A 15963-nucleotide genomic window follows, 5' to 3' on the forward strand; every position below is an offset into this window, starting at 1 on the left:
GCGCTTATGCCGAGCACTTTGCCGAGCTTCTGCTGGCGCCCTCGTGCTACGCGTGGAGGACGGAGAGCTCCTTGTCCGAGTACCCCTGCTCTGCGCTTACTGCTAGGCTTGAAGCGGCAGCCTAAGCGTATCAGCTGCGGGCGTTGGTCGCAGTTCAAGGAGGCTAGCCAGCAGCCTAGCTAAGTGCTGCTGAGGAGCCCCGACTTAGGGGCGGGCTGTGTGAGTGATATCCCTGAGCGAGCTGAGGGTCATCCCTCGCGGCCGTGAGGGACGTCGGTCGGGAGGCTGAGGGATATCCTTCAGGAGGACTCGGTGGCAAGGGGTAGCCAGCTCCGCGCCGAGGAGTATCCAGTTCAGCTTCTTAGGGGGGCGAGCCTAGCACTAGAGGGGCAGCTGGTTCGGTGGCTTGGGGGAGGGGGCGGGGAGTTAGGGCCCAGCGGAGGGGAGGGACGGCCTTGCTTCGGGGAGGGGACTAAAGGACGAGCGCCCCTCCAGCAGGTGGCTGGAGGGGCGCTAGCGTCGGAAGGAGTGTGCGGCACGGGCCTAGGGCTAGGCCGCGGCGCTAGAGGGGGAGGCTACTTCTTAGGCTCGATGGACTTGAAGTAGATGGTGATGCGGTCCTTAGCCTCGATGAGCTGCTTGGCCAGTGCCTGCACCTCGGCGGGCGTGATGCTCTTGCGTACCTGGTCGAAGTCCGTCACGAGGTCCAGTCCTTGGCCGTAGTAGTGGTGGAGCTGACTGAGCCAGTAGCCGTTGCGACGCAGGCTCTCGCTGTGCTCCTTCTCCATGTTCTTGATCGCCTTGTCGAAGTAGTCCTGGCTGGGACCGTTCTTGGCGATGTCCTCGAGGCCGTGGAAGACGAGCGCGTTGAGCTTTTCTACCTTGCTGGGCTCGGTCTGGAACTGGACCGTCATCGAGTAGTAGGGCTGGGGGTAGCGGCCTAGCGAGACATTGGCGCTGACGCCATAGGTGCCGCCCTCGTCCTCACGGATCGTCTTCGTGTAGAGCTGGTCGAGGATAGAGGAGAGCGTGGAGGCGATGAGGATACCCTTATGGCTGGAGGTGGTGGGCACCGAGAGGGAGTTCACCGCGATGCCCGTGGGGGTAGCCATCTCCTTGCTGTAGACCTTGGTGTGGGTGCCGGGGATCTCCCTGACGGCCTTATCGTAGGGCGCCTTGTGCTGTACGCCCTTCTTGACGGGGAGCGAAGCGATGTAGCGTTCTACCAGCGGACGGAGGGTAGCCTCGTCGATATTTCCTACGAAGTAGTAGGTGAAGCCCTCAGCCGTAGCGAAGTGGCTGTGGTGGAGCTTCAGCACACGCTGGTAGTTGGCCTCCTTGACCTCTGCCTCGGTGAGCGGATAGCGCTCGGGGTTCTTGGGATAGAGGAGGCGGGAGATGGAGTCACCGAGGGAGGAGAGGGGGTTCGCCTTAGCTGCCTGCAGGCCTGCGAGGGTCTGCTCCTGCCAGGTCTTGAAGGCCTCCTGATCGGCGCGAGGTGCGGTGATCGAGAGGTAGAGTAGCTGGAGCATGGTCTCTAGGTCCTCCTTGGAGCTGGAGCCGCTGATGTCGTCGTAGAGGTTGGAGACGTTCGTCGAGACGGAGGCGATACGGCCGGCCAGAGCCTTGCCGAGGGCCGTGACGTCGAACTTCCCAAGCCCCCCGAGGTCGGAGAGCTGGTTCACGAGCTTCTTGTCCAGTGGGCTGGCCGTCATCGAGAGGATACCGCCACCGCGCTGTGCGCTCATCAGGATCTCGTCCTCCTTATAGTCGGTCTTCTTCAGGACGACGCGTACGCCATTGCTCAGCGTCCAGACGGTGGAGCCGTACTTCTGGTCCTTCAGCACCTTGACGACCTTGCCCTTCATCGGCAGCTTATCGAGGAGCTTCTGGTCACTGACGGCTTCCTTGAGGGGCTCGACCTGCTGGCGGATGCCCGTCTCGTAGGCGGCGAGGAACTCAGCCTCCGTGGGGATCTTGACACCGTCCTTCTTGACGCTCGAGAGCATGAGCACGAGGTTATCCTCAGTCAGGAGCTCGGCTAGAGCGCCATTGATCTGCTCGAGCGTTATCTGCTCGCTCATCTTGCTGATGAGGTCGTAGTAGGTGGGGATGTCCAGCAGGGTGCCGCCGTCGGTGAAGTAGCTGACGTACTCCTCTGCCCAAGCCTTGTTCTTACGCTTGTTGCGCTCGTTGTAGAGCTTCTTCGCATTGACGAGGTAGTCCTTGCGGGCACGCTCGTACTCGCTCTTGTTGAAGCCGTACTTCTTGATGCGGACGATCTCGGCCGTCAGCGCCTTGAGGGCAGGCTCCCAGCCACCTTCCTTGAAGGCAGCGTTGAAGTCCGTGGCGTCCTTAGTCTTAGCTAGGCCGAAGAGCGGGCCCATATCCATGGAGGCACTGAGGAAGGGCGCGTTGGGCTTCTGCGTGATGTCGCCGAAGCGCTCGTTGGCCATAGCGGTGATCATGTGCTTGACGTAGTTCGTGGCGACGCCGAGGATGCTGGCGCGGATCTCGGGGGGCGTGACCTCCTGCTTGTACATGATGCTCAGGAAGTTCTGCGTAGCCTCGGGGTCAGAGGCAATCGCCACGATGGGGCGGTCGTTGTTCTCTACGGGGACGTAGACGCGCTCGGCCGCTCCCACGGGTGCGGGGATATCGGCGAAGATACGCTTGATGGAGGCCTCGACCTCGTCTACATTGATGTCCCCGACGATGACCAGTGCCTGCTGGTCGGGGCGGTACCACTTCTTGTAGTAGTCGCGCAGTACCTGGTAGGGGAAGTTACGGACGATGTCCATCTTACCGATAGGCATGCGCTGGCCGTACTTATTGCCAGGGAAGGCGAGCTCGAGTAGACGCTCCTGATTGCGCGCATCCCCGCTGTCACGGCTGCGCCACTCCTCCTCGATGACGCCGCGCTCGGCGTCGATCTCCTTGTCCTCGAGGCTGAGGCTATTGCTCCAGTCGTGGAGGATGAGGATGCAGCTATCCACGACGCTCTTGCGTGGGACGGGGATGTTCATCAGCGTGTAGACGGTCTCGTCGAAGCTGGTGTAGGCGTTGATGTTGCTCCCGAAGCTGGCGCCGATGCCTTCCAGGAAGTGGTCGATGCCCTTGCCAGGGAAGTGCTTCGTCCCGTTGAAGGCAATGTGCTCGAGGAAGTGCGCCAGCCCGCGCTGGCTATCCTCCTCCTGCATCGAGCCGACGCGCTGGACGATGTAGAACTCTGCTCGTGCCTGGGGCTCTGCATTATGGCGGATGAAGTAGCTCAAGCCGTTGGGGAGCTTACCCATGCGCACGGCCGTATCAAGGGGCAGGGCAGGGATGCTCTGGGGGGCTTGCGCTCTGAGGGGAGTGACCCCGCTGAAGGTGGCGACTCCGAGGGAGACCACCGCGAGGAAGGTCAGAATGCGCTGTTGTAGCTTCATCTTCTCTCTGTGCTTAGATTAGGTGATTACTAGGATGCTTTAGCTGAATTATATCGGCAAATGTAGTGCAAATTTCGCTCCCCCGTGCTGCCTGCTCGCTGGGGAGGCGCCGCGCCTCGAGCTCGGGCTGCCTCCCGAGGCTGCCTCCGCCTCGTCCCTAGCCAGCTGGGACGCACTAAGGGGCTCTAAATAAGAGGCCTCCTCGCCATGGGCACAGCCCTAGGCGAGGAGGCCTCCTTGCTCTGTGATCCCTAGGGGACTACATCATGATATAGCGCAGCACGAGCAGCGTCGAGACGATGTAGAGGGTGAGGGACACCTGGCGCCACTGCCCACTCAGGAGCTTGACCAGCGTGTAGCTGATTAGCCCGAGGGACATCCCCTCGGCGATGTTGTAGGTCAGCACCATCGTCAGCACGGTGATGAAGCTAGGCATCGCCTCCGAGATATCCATGAGGTCGATGTCCTGAATGGAGCTCAGCATCAGCACCCCCACCAGTACCAGCGCGCCCGTAGTGGCGGCCGAGGGGATGAGCAGGAAGAGCGGAGCGAGGAAGAGGGATACGACGAAGAGCCCTGCTGTGGCCAGCGCGGTCATCCCCGTACGGCCGCCCTCGGCGATCCCCGCACTGCTCTCGACGAAGGTCGTCACCGTCGAGGTACCGCAGACAGCGCCCACGGAGGTCGCTACGGCGTCGGCGAGCATGGCCTCCTTGATGTGGCGCACATTGCCCTCATCGTCCATCATCTCCGTCTTGGCAGCCGCTCCGATGAGCGTCCCGACGGTGTTGAAGATATCCATGAAGACTAGGGCGAAGATCGTCAGCGCCATATCCAGATTGAGCAGCGCACCGAAGTCGAACTGCAGGAAGGTCGGGGCAATCGACTTCGGCAGCGATATGGGGACGAAGCCCTCGGGGATCTCAGTCACGCCCATAGGGATACCGATGAGCGTGCAGAGGATGATGCTGTAGAAGAGCGCCCCACGCACACGCAGCACCATCAGCACCGCGCTGAGGATGATCCCGATGACGGCCAGTGTAGCCACGGGCGTGAAGGCGCCGAGGGTGACGAAGGTCGCTTTGCTCGCGACGATGATGCCTGCATTCTTGAGCCCGATGAAGGCGATGAAGAAGCCTATCCCCGCCGAGATGGCGAAGCGGAGGTTCTTCGGGATGCAGCGCACGATCTGCTCGCGGATGTTGAAGACGGTAAGGAGGATGAAGATGATCCCCTCGACGAAGACCGCCGCCAGTGCGGCCTGCCAGCTGTAGCCCATACCCATGACGAGGGTGAAGGCGAAGAAAGCATTGATCCCCATGCTGGGGGCCTGCGCGAAGGGGAGCTTGGCGAGGAAGGCGATGAGCAGCGTCCCGATGGCCGACGCCAGGGCTGTGGCCGTGAAGACCGCCCCCTTGTCCATGCCCGTAGAGCTGAGGATGTCAGGGTTGACGGCTAGGATGTAGCTCATCGTGAGGAAGGTCGTCAGACCTGCCATGAGCTCTGTGCGGAGCTTGTACTTCGTGGGGTCGAAGCCCACGAGGCGATAGAGTGCTTGCATGTACTGCTGGTGTGTGCTAGATAGGATAGGGCTCCTAGCGGCTTAGCCCCCGTGGGGCGCGCCGCTGGGCTAGAAGGTCCACTTGAGCGCTAGGGTAGGATTGATGATGGTCTTGTCCATAGCGGCGAAGTTGCTGCTGATCTCTACCTCGGTGCCGACGCTGAGGCGGAAGGCAGGGTCTACCCCTGGGAGCTTGTTTAGGTTGAGCCAGAGCTGGGGCTCGGTGATGAAGATGGTGGTATTCTTCCCCGTGACGAAGTGGCGATCCCCCCAGAGGTCGGCGAAGCCGTTGAAGGTGCAGAGCCCACCAGCTAGATTGAGGTACCAGGTGCCCGTCAGCTGCCAGGAGTCGGGTCGGTCCTGACGTGCCAGATACTTGTACATAGGCGTCAGGGTGAAGCCTGCCGAATAGTCGCGGCGGTTGTAGGCATAGGTGATCCCCACGAGGTAGGCATTCTTGTAGCTGAAGCTATTGCTTAGCCCGCCGTTGTACTCTAGGTGCAGATTCAGGGGGAGCTTGCCGAGGCGGAACTCACGTGAGATCTCCCAGTAGGCCGAGGTCACGCCCTCGCGGCGGTAGTCCATATCGACGAAGAAGAAGGTGTTCCCCCACTTGTCGGCGCGGAAGAGTTCGACCGTCGTCGTCAGCTGGGGGCGCTCGGCCTGATCCTGGCCGTTGAGCTTGCGACCGAGGTCGTAGTGCAGCTGTACATTCTGTGCCGAGAGGCTCCCGAGGGTGAGGAGCGAGGCGGCAGCGAGTAGGTAGTGCTTGATCATACTTATTCCTTAATAGTTAGTTGATGCGTCCGTATATATCGTGGAGTACTGTCCCTAGGCCTCGGCTCTGTCCTCGGCGCGCTCGGGGAGGATGAGGTTCAGCAGGACGGCGATGATAGCCGAGAGGCCTATGCCTGCCATGGAGAAGCTGCCGAAGTGCAGCGCCGCACCGCCAATCCCCGTGGTCAGGGTTACGGAGATGATGACGACATTGCGGGCCGAGTCGAGCTTCACCTTGCTGTGCAGGAGGCTGGAGATGCCTGCCCCAGCGATCGTGCCGAAGAGCAGCAGCATGATGCCCCCGAGGATGGCCTGGTCGATGCTACGCAGCAGTGCGCTGACCTTCCCGATGAGGGAGAAGATGATGCCCGTCAGCGCTGCGATGCGGAAGACGACGGGATCCGTCACCTTCGTCAGTGACATCGCCCCAGTGACCTCCGAATAGGTCGTCACAGGAGGCCCTCCGATGAGTGAGGCGAAGAGGCAGGCCAGCCCGTCGCCCAGCATCGTGCGGTGCAGGCCGGGGTCCTTGACGAAGTTGTGCCCCGCTACATTGTTCACCACATAGACGTCGCCGATGTGCTCGATGACGGGGGCGATCGCCACGGGGATCATATAGAGGATGGGGCGCCACTCGAAGCCCGCGGGCAGGATGAACTGCGGCAGGCCAAGCCATGCGGCCTCCCGCACGGGCTGCAGATCTACCTCGAAGAAGAGTAGATCCACTACGTAGCCCACCACGATCCCGAGGAAGATGGGGATCAGCTTGACGATGCCCCGCGTGTAGAGGGTGATGATGATGGCCGTGATGAGCGAGACGACGGCGAGCGTCCAGTTGGTCTCGGCCATCTTGACCGCGGCCGAGGACAGCGACAGACCGATGAGCATGATGATGGGCCCGATGACTACGGGAGGGAAGAGTCGTGTGATGAAGCGCGTGCCGAAGGCGCGGATCAGGGCCGACATGAGGAAGTAGACGAAGCTCACCCCGATGCAGCCGAAGAGCGCCCCAGGCAGTCCGTAGAGCTCGGTAGCGCTGATGATGGGCGCGATGAAGGCAAAGCTACTGCCGAGGAAGATGGGTACCTTACCCTTGGTCACCAGATGGAAGAGGAGCGTGCCGATACCGGCGGAGAAGAGCGCAGCCGAGGGGTCAAGGCCGACGAGCAGCGGTACGAGCACCGTAGCACCGAAGGCTACGAAGAGGTACTGCACGCCCACGACGCCCTTACGCATGGGGCTGAGGCTCGTAGTGCTTGGGTTCATGCTATGATGATGAGATGGGGTTACGCTCGCAAAAGTACGGCAAATCCCTCTATTCCAAGCACGCCCCCTGCGTTGTCGCTCCCTCCTGTCCGCCGTGGTTATCTCCGCTGCTGAGCCCCACGAGCCCTTGCCCACGCGCACGCTTGAGGGGGGAGACGGAGCTCTACCCGCTGAGGTGCCCCGCCCCAGCAGGGCCTAAGGGGGCTAAGGCGGGCAGCCTGCCCTCACCGAGCTCCTAGGGGTGGGGCGGCGAGCCGCTGCAAGACCCTCGACGAACCGCTACAAGCTCCTCCCTGAGTTGCCGCAAGACCCTCCCTGAGCTGCCGCAAGAACCTCGGCGAGCTGCCGCAAGGTTCGCGCCGAGGAAAGTAATATTACTTTTTGAGAAAAGTAATATAAGTTCTCGGCAATTCTTATATAACTTTCCTCGGAAAGTTATATTACTTTTCTTCAAATATGATATTACTTTTCCCAGCGCCCCTTATCCCTCAGCTCGGCGAGGGACGGCACCCCGCTCGGCGCCCCTTAGCCGTGACGGCAGCCCGAGGGGTAAAAGAAGAGCGGCCGCCCAAGCCTAAGGCTCGGGCGGCCGCTCGCTAGGGGGCGTACTCGGTGGAGGGTCTAGAGGACGAAGGCCGAGTGTCCGATGAGGTTGCCATCGGCGAAGAAGCGGATCTGGTAGGTACCGCTCTGCAGGCTCTCCTCTACCGTCCAGTACATGCTGAGGGTCGTCTCCTCGCCGTTGTACTCGATCTCGCGACGGATGGAGTAGGGGATCTGCTTGCCCTCGAAGGCGAAGGTGCCTGCACCAGGCTTCACCAGGAGCTCATCGTTGGGCTGCATGATGCGGCAGTAGATGGTCTTGTTGCCGACGGCTGCGGTGACGTTCTTGGCGATGGTGAACTGGATGCTGAGCGTCGTGATCTTGCCGATGTGCTTCGTCCGCTTATTGCGCTTGTCGAGGGGCGTGACGCTGATGGCTGTGGCATCGAGCTTGGCGGCGAGCTTGACACGACTGGTCAGCTCCTCCTTCTCGCCCGCCAGCTGCTGGGCGTGGCTGGTGGCGCGCTCGTAGTTGGCCTTGACCTCGCTGTTCTCGGCGCGTAGTCGGGCATTGGTGGCCTGCAGGGAGTCGATCTGCACGACGTAGCTGCGCAGGACATTGCGGAGGGTCGAGACCTCGCCCTCGAGCTGGGAGATGCGCTTGGCACTGGTAGCCTTATTGCTCTTGAGTTCCTTCTGTAGCTGCTCTACCTTGGCACGCTCGGCGAGGATCTGGCTGATGAGGGAGTCGGTAGCGAGCGAGAAGCGCTGCTCGCCGCTCTGGCCAGAGGAGAGCTTCTGATACTGGATGTCGTACTCGGCGGCGAGCTTCGTCAGCTCCTCCTGCATACGGTCCTTGGACTCCTGGGCCATGATCTCGGTCTGCTCGGCGAAGGTGGCACGCTCGCGGCGTAGGATGAAGACGAAGCTGACGATCAGGGCGATGATGACGACGGCGGCGCCTATGATGACGGTCTTTACTTTCATTGAAGGGCGTGAAGAATTAGGGATGCTGGAAGGGAGCGAAGTCCTTCCCCGACCAGCGGGCTAGGAGCAGAGGGAGGCGATCGATGAGTGCCTGTAGCCCCGGGAGCTTGCTGTCCTCAGGCTGCAGCAGGAGTGAGGGCCGCGCGCAGAGGCAGCCCACCATATCGTCCCAAGTGAGCTCGAGGTGCAGGGGGCTGAGGAGCTCCCCAAGGCGCACCGTAGCGGCCGAATTCGGGTCGAGGCGGAGTCTCTGGATGAAATCCTCTGCTGTGGGGAGCGTGAGGAAGGGACGTGTGACGACCTGACCCGCCGAGTCCAGGAGGCTCACCCGACTGTCGGTCTGCGGCGAGCTGACCTGCTCGACCACGAGCACATACCTCCCCTGACCCATCAGGGGCATGAGCTGGACGCTGGCGCGTGAGACTGGGCTAGTCCTCAGGATGAGGCTGCGCCCGTCGTAGCGGAGGAGCTGGACGCTGTCGCCGAGCTGGAGGGGGAGCTGTAGGCTGCCCTGGGCAAGGGCCTTGTCGAGGGTCTCGAGCTGGGATTCCTCCAGCAGCTGCGTCGTCTCCAGCGCACTACGCAGCTGCTTGCGTAGAGGTTCGGCGCTGAGGCCTGCGTAGCCGAGGAGCAGCAGGCAGAGGATATAGAGGCTGCGCTTGATCATATCACTAGAGTAAGGGGTGGGGAACTAGAGGGCTTGACGAAGACGGACGAGGCGCTCGAGGAGCGGGCCGAAGAGCTCCAGCGGGAGCATGTTCGCCCCGTCACTCTTGGCACGCGCGGGGTCGGGGTGCGTCTCGAAGAAGAGGCCATCGACGCCGACAGCGACCGCTGCCTTGGCGATGGTCTCGATGAGCTGAGGCTTACCCCCCGTGACGCCCGAGGCCTGATTGGGGCGCTGCAGCGAGTGTGTGACGTCCATCACGACGGGAAAGCCCGAGCTTTGCATCGCAGGGATATTAGTGAAGTCCACGACGAGGTCGGAGTAGCCGAAGCTATTGCCGCGCTCGGTGAGGATGACCTGCTCGTTGCCGCACTCGGTGACCTTGTGCGCGGCGTGCTCCATGCCTGAGGCGGCGAGGAACTGCCCCTTCTTGATGTTCACCATCTTGCCCGTGCGCGCTGCCGCAGCGATGAGATCGGTCTGGCGGCAGAGGAAGGCGGGGATCTGCAGGACGTCGATGTCGTAGCTGGCCGCTAGCTCCGCCTCCTGCGTCTCGTGGATGTCGGTGACCACAGGGATGTCGAAGGTCTCACGCACACGGCGCAGTACCTTCAGCGCACGCTCGTCGCCGATGCCGGTGAAGCTATCCACGCGGGAGCGGTTGGCCTTGCGGTACGAGCCCTTGAAGATATAGGGGATACTGAGGCGATGCGTCAGCTCGACGATGCGCTCCGCGATGTAGAGGGGCGTCTCCTCGTCCTCGATGGCACAGGGGCCAGCCATGAGGAAGAAGTTGGGGCTGGCCGTGAGGTCTTTGTAGTGGATCATATCTTGTCTAGTCTGCAGTGTGCTGCTGCCAGCGCTCCCAGAGGCTGAGGGCCTCGGCGAGCTGAGCCGAGCGCGGCTGCGTGGCATCTATATAGTGTAGGGTGAAGCCGCGGCGCTCCATGCCTCTGAACCACGTCATCTGCCGCTTGGCGAACTGATGGATGGCCGTCTCAAGGCCGCGGTACATCGCCTCGTAGCTGAGCTCGCCCGTGAGGTGCAGCGTGAGGAAGCGGTACTCCAGCCCGTAGCGGAGGAGCGTCTCGGGGGCTATGCCCGCCTCCAGCAGCCCTCTGACCTCGCCGAGCATATCCTGCTCCTCGAGGCGCTCCCTGAGGCGGCGCGAGATACGCTGGCGGCGCTCCTCGCGCTCTAGGTCAAGGCAGAGGATACAGCTGTCGATAGGCGGGTAGCAGCTGTGCGCGAGGCCTGCGCTGCGCTGCTGGGCGATGTAGTCGGCGATCTCGATGGCGCGGATGGCGCGGGCGGGGGAGTCGAGGTCGGTGACGTTGTGCAGCGGGCCGTAGCTCGCCAGCCGCTCGCGCAGCTCCTCCATCGTAGCCCCCTGCAGCGAGGCGCGCAGGGCTTCGTCGGGCGTCACGTCGGGTAGCTGGTAGCCGCCCAACACGCTCTCGGCATAGAGCCCCGTCCCCCCGCAGAGGATGGGCAGGGCGCCGCGCGCCACGATCCCAGCATAGGCCTCGTGGAAGGCCTGCTGCCAGGCGAAGAGGTTGTACTGCTCGCCCGCGGGGACGATGTCTATGAGGTGGTAGGGGATGTGCTTGCCCTCGAGCTCGTACTCGGATAGGTCCTTGCCCGTGCCGATGTCCATCCCGCGGTAGACCTGGCGGGAGTCTGCGCTGAGCAGCTCCCCACCGAGGTGATCCGCGAGCTGGACAGCCAGAGCCGTCTTACCTGAGGCGGTAGGCCCGAGGAGGCTCAGCATGCCTAGCCTCTATCCTTGAGGATGACGTCGTGTGCCCCGCCCTCGACGATGGAGGTACTGGAGACGAGCGTGATCTTGGCCGTACGCTGGAACTGCTGCAGCGTCGTGGAGCCGCAGCTGCACATCGTGGCCTTCATCTTGCCGAGCGTCACCGCTAGGTTGTCCTTCAGCTTCCCAGCATAGGGGACATAGCTATCGACGCCCTCCTCGAACTTGAGGCCGTCGGTGCCGCCACTGTCGTAGCGCTGCCAGTTCTGAGCGCGGTTCGAGCCTTCGCCCCAGTACTCCTTGACGATGTTGTTACCGATCTTGAGCTTGCGCGTGGGGGACTCGTCGAAGCGGGCGAAGTAGCGGCCCATCATCAGGAAGTCCGCACCCATAGCGATGGCCAGCGTCATGTGATAGTCGTGTACCAGCCCGCCGTCGCTACAGATAGGGATGTACTGGCCCGTCTCCTCGAAGTAGCGGTCACGAGCCTGAGCCACGTCGATGATCGCCGTAGCCTGCCCGCGGCCGATGCCCTTCTGCTCGCGGGTGATGCAGATGGAGCCACCGCCGATACCGACCTTGACGAAGTCCGCACCAGCGTCCGCTAGGTAGCGGAAGCCCTCCTCATCGACCACGTTCCCCGCACCGACGAGTACCTTGTCGCCGTAGGTATCCTTGATCCAGCGCAGCGTGTCATACTGCCACTCTGAGTAGCCGTCCGAGGAGTCGATGCACAGCACGTCGGCACCTGCCTCGACGAGGGCTGGGATGCGCTCACGGAAGTCGCGGGTATTGATCCCGGCACCGACCAGCAGCTCCTTGGTATGCTTATTGGATAGCTCCACGGGGTTCTCCTTGTGGTCGTCGTAGTCCTTGCGGAAGACGAGGTAGACGAGCTTGTCCTGCTCGTCGATGATGGGTAGGGTATTGAGCTTATGCTCCCAGATGATGTTGTTAGCCTCCTTGAGCGAGATGCCGAGGCGGCCGACCTTGAGCTTGGCAAAGGGCGTCATGAAGTCCTCGACGCGGGCATCCTCGGGTGTGGCGCCGAGGCGATAGTCGCGGCTGGTGACGATGCCGAGGAGACGGCCGTTGGGGCTGCCGTCTTCGGTGACGCCTATGGTGGAGTGTCCCGTCTGGCGGCGCAGGGCGAGGACCTCACGAAGGGTAGCATCGGGGCGGATGTTGGAGTCGCTGGAGACGAAGCCCGCCTTGAACTTCTTGACGCGGCGTACCATCTCGGCCTGCTCTGCGATGGGCTGCGAGCCGAAGATGAAGGAGAGCCCCCCATTGCGTGCCAGCTCTATGGCCAGCGTGTCGTTGGATACCGACTGCATGATCGCCGAGACGAAGGGGATGTTGAGTCGGATGCGAGACTCCTGGCCACGGGCGAAGCGCACGAGTGGGGTCTGTAGCGAGACGTTCTGCGGCGTGCATTCGCGCGTCGTGAGCCCAGGGATGAGGAGGTACTCCCCGAAGGTACGAGATACTTCGTTTACGAGTATAGCCATGATGCTTATGGGATTAGGGTTGTGCTCTTATTTGACCTTGTGCAGGATGTGCCCCATGCGTTCCTTCTTGGTCTGCATGTAGAAGGCGTTGTGTTCGTTGGGCTGGACCTCGAGCGGGACGCTCTCCACGACCTGAAGGCCGTAGCCCTCGAGGCCGACGCGCTTGATGGGGTTATTGCTCATCAGGCGCATCTGGCGGACGCCGAGCTGCTGGAGGATCTGCGCCCCGACGCCGTAGTCACGTTCGTCGGCCTTGTGCCCGAGGTGGAGGTTGGCATCGACGGTGTCGAGCCCTTCCTCCTGGAGCTTGTAGGCGCGTATCTTCTCCATCAGACCGATGCCACGGCCCTCTTGGTTGAGGTAGACGATGAGGCCGCGGCCCTCCTTCTCGATGAGCTCCATGGCCTTGTGCAGCTGCTCGCCGCACTCACAGCGCATCGAGCCGAAGATGTCCCCTGTAGCACAGCTGGAGTGGACGCGCACCAGTACGGGCTCGCCATTAGCGATGTCGCCCTTCAGGAGAGCGATGTGCTCGAGGCCGTTGCTCTTCTGTCGGAAGGGGATGAGGTGGAACTGTCCCCACTGCGTGGGCATCAGTACCTCCTCGCCACGCTCTACGATGCTCTCGGTGCGCAGGCGGTAGGCGATGAGGTCCTTGATGGTGATGATCTTGAGTCCGAAGCGCTGGGCGATCTCCCAGAGCTGGGGTAGGCGCGCCATCGTGCCATCGTCGTTGATGATCTCGATGAGGGCGGCGACGGGCTGTAGGCCTGCTAGGCGTGCCAGGTCCACGGCGGCCTCGGTGTGCCCTGCACGGCGCAGGACGCCCTTGCTGCGGGCGCGGAGCGGACAGACGTGCCCAGGGCGGGCCAGGTCTCCCGGCGTGATCGTGGGGTCGGCTAGGGCGAGGATCGTCTGCGCGCGGTCATACATAGAGACGCCCGTGGTGCAGCCGTTGCCGAGGCGATCGACGGTGACGGTGAAGGGGGTCTCATGCACGGAGGTATTGTTCGGGACCTGCATCTCGAGCTCGAGCTCTGCGGCGCGCTCCTCGGTGATGGGGGCGCAGAGGACGCCTCGGCCGTAGCGCATCATGAAGTTGACCTTCTCGGGTGTGACCTTCTCGGCCGCGATGATGAAGTCGCCTTCGTTCTCTCGATCCTCGTCATCGACGACGATGACGAACTGGCCGTTACGGAAGTCCTCGAGGGCCTCCTCTATCGTGTTTAGCTTGATGTCACTCATTGCATACTATATATATGGTCCTCCGTGGTGGGGGATGGTTCGTCTTGGACTGGGGATAGCTTGGTCTCGGCCTCGCGGGTGGCGGCCTTCGCCGTCAGCTCGCTGAGGGTCTGCAGGCTGTAGTAGGTGGTGTCGAGGTCGCCCTTGAGGTGGCGCCTATTGCTGCGTATCAGTAGGGATAGTGGCAGGGATATCGGGAGCAAGGCTCCTAGGATACGGGAGTAGAGTCGATGCCTCGGGAGGAAGCGCGAGATCCTGTCGGGCAGTAGGGGCAGGTCATTGAGCTTGCCCACGAGGAGGCGGTCACGGGAGTGATGCAGGCCCTCGACGATCTGGTCGAGCTGCTGGCTAAGCTGCTCCAGCTCGGGGAAGCGTCCGCCCTGCAGCCACAGCTTGGGTGTCGGGGCGCTTAGCTGAGGCGACCGGCGTAGCTCCTTCGTCAGTGCGAGCGCTCTGATGATGAGCTGCTGACCTTCCTTGTAGTCCGTCTCCTCGAGTGTCAAGTCCTGATAGACGACCTGGCGCACGCCGAGGGTACCCATGAGGCGGCGGAAGAAGATGAGGTAGGCCTCGGCATTGAGCGCGGCGGAGTCGCGGTTGGCCTGATAGGAGAGGTAGATCCCGACGGGCAGCAGGACGATGTTGCTCAGCCACATCCCTAGCCATACGGGTAGGTCACCGCTGCGCAGCATGTTCGTCCCCAGTGAGTCGATACTGTAGTAGATGATAAAGAAGAAGATCGAGACGATCACGGGCATCCCGATACCGCCGCGGCGCACGATGGCCCCCAGCGGCGCGCCGATGAGGAAGAAGATCAGGCAGGCCACGCAGGTGGTGAACTTGCGGTGCCACTCCTGGCGGAAGGTGCGGTAGGCGTAGAAGGTCGCCTCGTCGTCGTCGCGGAAGTAGCTCGCCTGTCCCTGCTGCTGCTCTAGTCGGTTCAGTGCCCCGGTCACGATACGCAGGCTGTCGCCGAGGGTCGTGAGCTCCAGGAGGCTATCCCCGTCGATCGTGCTGCCTGCCATACGCTCGCTGAGGCGCTGCAGCTCCTTGTGGCGGCGGCGCTCCTCGGCGCTGTCGAGGGCGGGGTAGCTGAAGCCCTGATAGTGTGCTGCCGCTAGGTCGCGCGTCACGGCCGTAGCGTAGTAGCTGCGGGTGCTGTCGATGACTAAGGCTGTCGAGTCGATGGCCTTGCTGAGCTGGGCGAGGTTCTTCGTGATGTAGAGCCCGCCGAGCTGCTTCTCGTCCTGGACGCTGAAGTTGGCATTGTAGGGGATGAAGGTCTCGCTGTAGGCGAAGTGCGGGAGCATGTAGGGTACAGGCTCCGTCGAGGTATTATAGGTCTGGGCACGGAGGTTCTCATAGCTCTGTCCATCGTAGAGCTTGAGGACGAGGAACTTCTTACTCTTATCCATCACCAGGCGCCCTGAGTCGGCCCGTATGATACGCGGGTTGAGGTAGCCCTTGCTCATGTCGTAGACCATCAGCTGCCGTAGCTGGCCGTTCTCGGGGAGGCGCTCCTTGGCGTAGAGGCTATAGCCTGGGATGCCGGTATAGAAGACGCCCGGCGGGATCTCGAGCTCGGGGGCGGCCGTCTTGGCCGAGAGCACGAGGTTCCACATCTGCACCTGGGCGTTGATCATGAAGTCGTTCTGGAAGAAGAAGAGCCCCGTCGACATCGCCGCCACGAGCAGGAAGAGTGGGCGCATGATGCGGTAGAGGGGCATGCCCGCGGCCTTCATCGAGAGGAGCTCGAGGCGCTCACCGAGGTTGCCGAAGGTCATGAGTGAGGCCAGCAGGATGCCCAGCGGCATGGCCATCGGGAGGAAGGTGAAGGCGGCGTAGAAGATAATCTTGCCGAGTACGAACATACCCATGCCCTTGCCCACGAGCTCGTCCACATAGCGCCACAGGAACTGCATGACGACGAGGAACCAGCAAACCACCAGGCTCATCGCGAAGAGGGGCAGGAAGGTCTTGTATATGTATCGGTCTAATATCTTGAACACGTCTACTACTACCTCTAATTTAGTTCACAAAGATACGTCTTTGCTCCGAAGCCCCCAAAAGGAAAAAGGAGAGGGAGTAGCGACCATTCTGATCACTACTCCCTCCCTTGTAGATGGCTTGCGCTCGCTCTGTGGGCGAAGTGCGCTGAGGTGTGGGCCCAATAGGATTCGAACCTATGACCCCCTGCTTGTAAGGCAGGTGCTCTA

The 15963-nt window shown here is 62.2% G+C and carries 11 protein-coding genes; all 11 read right to left on the bottom strand.

Annotated features, from left to right (window positions below; translation table 11 throughout):
• Positions 1 to 575 precede the first annotated feature (575 nt).
• Positions 576 to 3431 carry a M16 family metallopeptidase gene (locus tag Q0248_RS01370; RefSeq protein WP_299318829.1) on the bottom strand — a complete coding sequence of 952 codons (2856 nt, stop codon included), beginning with the start codon at positions 3429 to 3431 and terminating at the stop codon, positions 576 to 578.
• 259 nt (positions 3432 to 3690) lie between these two features.
• A complete protein-coding gene (locus Q0248_RS01375; protein ID WP_299318832.1) occupies positions 3691 to 4992 on the bottom strand; it encodes an NCS2 family permease in 1302 nt (433 codons plus the stop codon).
• A 69-nt stretch (positions 4993 to 5061) separates the two neighbouring features.
• Positions 5062 to 5769, bottom strand: coding sequence for a DUF5020 family protein (locus Q0248_RS01380; protein ID WP_299318833.1), 708 nt, complete (start codon positions 5767 to 5769; stop codon positions 5062 to 5064).
• Positions 5770 to 5823: 54 nt separating this feature from the next.
• Positions 5824 to 7035, bottom strand: a complete 1212-nt coding sequence (locus tag Q0248_RS01385) for a uracil-xanthine permease family protein (protein WP_299318836.1) — start codon at positions 7033 to 7035, stop codon at positions 5824 to 5826.
• 621 nt (positions 7036 to 7656) lie between these two features.
• Entirely contained in the window at positions 7657 to 8565 is a 909-nt protein-coding gene (locus tag Q0248_RS01390; protein WP_299318837.1) for a hypothetical protein, read from the bottom strand.
• Between the two features lie 16 nt (positions 8566 to 8581).
• Complete coding sequence (locus Q0248_RS01395; RefSeq protein WP_299318840.1) at positions 8582 to 9232, bottom strand: DUF3256 family protein; 651 nt, start codon at positions 9230 to 9232, stop codon at positions 8582 to 8584.
• 24 nt (positions 9233 to 9256) lie between these two features.
• Complete coding sequence (gene kdsA, locus Q0248_RS01400) at positions 9257 to 10060, bottom strand: 3-deoxy-8-phosphooctulonate synthase (RefSeq protein ID WP_299318843.1); 804 nt, start codon at positions 10058 to 10060, stop codon at positions 9257 to 9259.
• A gap of 7 nt (positions 10061 to 10067) precedes the next feature.
• A complete protein-coding gene (gene miaA / locus Q0248_RS01405) occupies positions 10068 to 11003 on the bottom strand; it encodes a tRNA (adenosine(37)-N6)-dimethylallyltransferase MiaA (RefSeq protein WP_299318846.1) in 936 nt (311 codons plus the stop codon).
• A gap of 2 nt (positions 11004 to 11005) precedes the next feature.
• Positions 11006 to 12502, bottom strand: coding sequence for an IMP dehydrogenase (locus Q0248_RS01410; protein WP_299318849.1), 1497 nt, complete (start codon positions 12500 to 12502; stop codon positions 11006 to 11008).
• Positions 12503 to 12529: 27 nt separating this feature from the next.
• Complete coding sequence (locus tag Q0248_RS01415) at positions 12530 to 13747, bottom strand: bifunctional 3,4-dihydroxy-2-butanone-4-phosphate synthase/GTP cyclohydrolase II (RefSeq protein ID WP_299318852.1); 1218 nt, start codon at positions 13745 to 13747, stop codon at positions 12530 to 12532.
• Positions 13744 to 15756, bottom strand: a complete 2013-nt coding sequence (locus tag Q0248_RS01420; RefSeq protein WP_299318854.1) for an LptF/LptG family permease — start codon at positions 15754 to 15756, stop codon at positions 13744 to 13746. The genes Q0248_RS01415 and Q0248_RS01420 overlap by 4 nt, the downstream gene beginning before the upstream one ends.
• Between the last annotated feature and the right edge of the window lie 207 nt (positions 15757 to 15963).

Origin of the sequence: uncultured Porphyromonas sp. (assembly GCF_938046015.1) — a bacterium.
Taxonomy (GTDB): Bacteria; Bacteroidota; Bacteroidia; order Bacteroidales; family Porphyromonadaceae; genus Porphyromonas.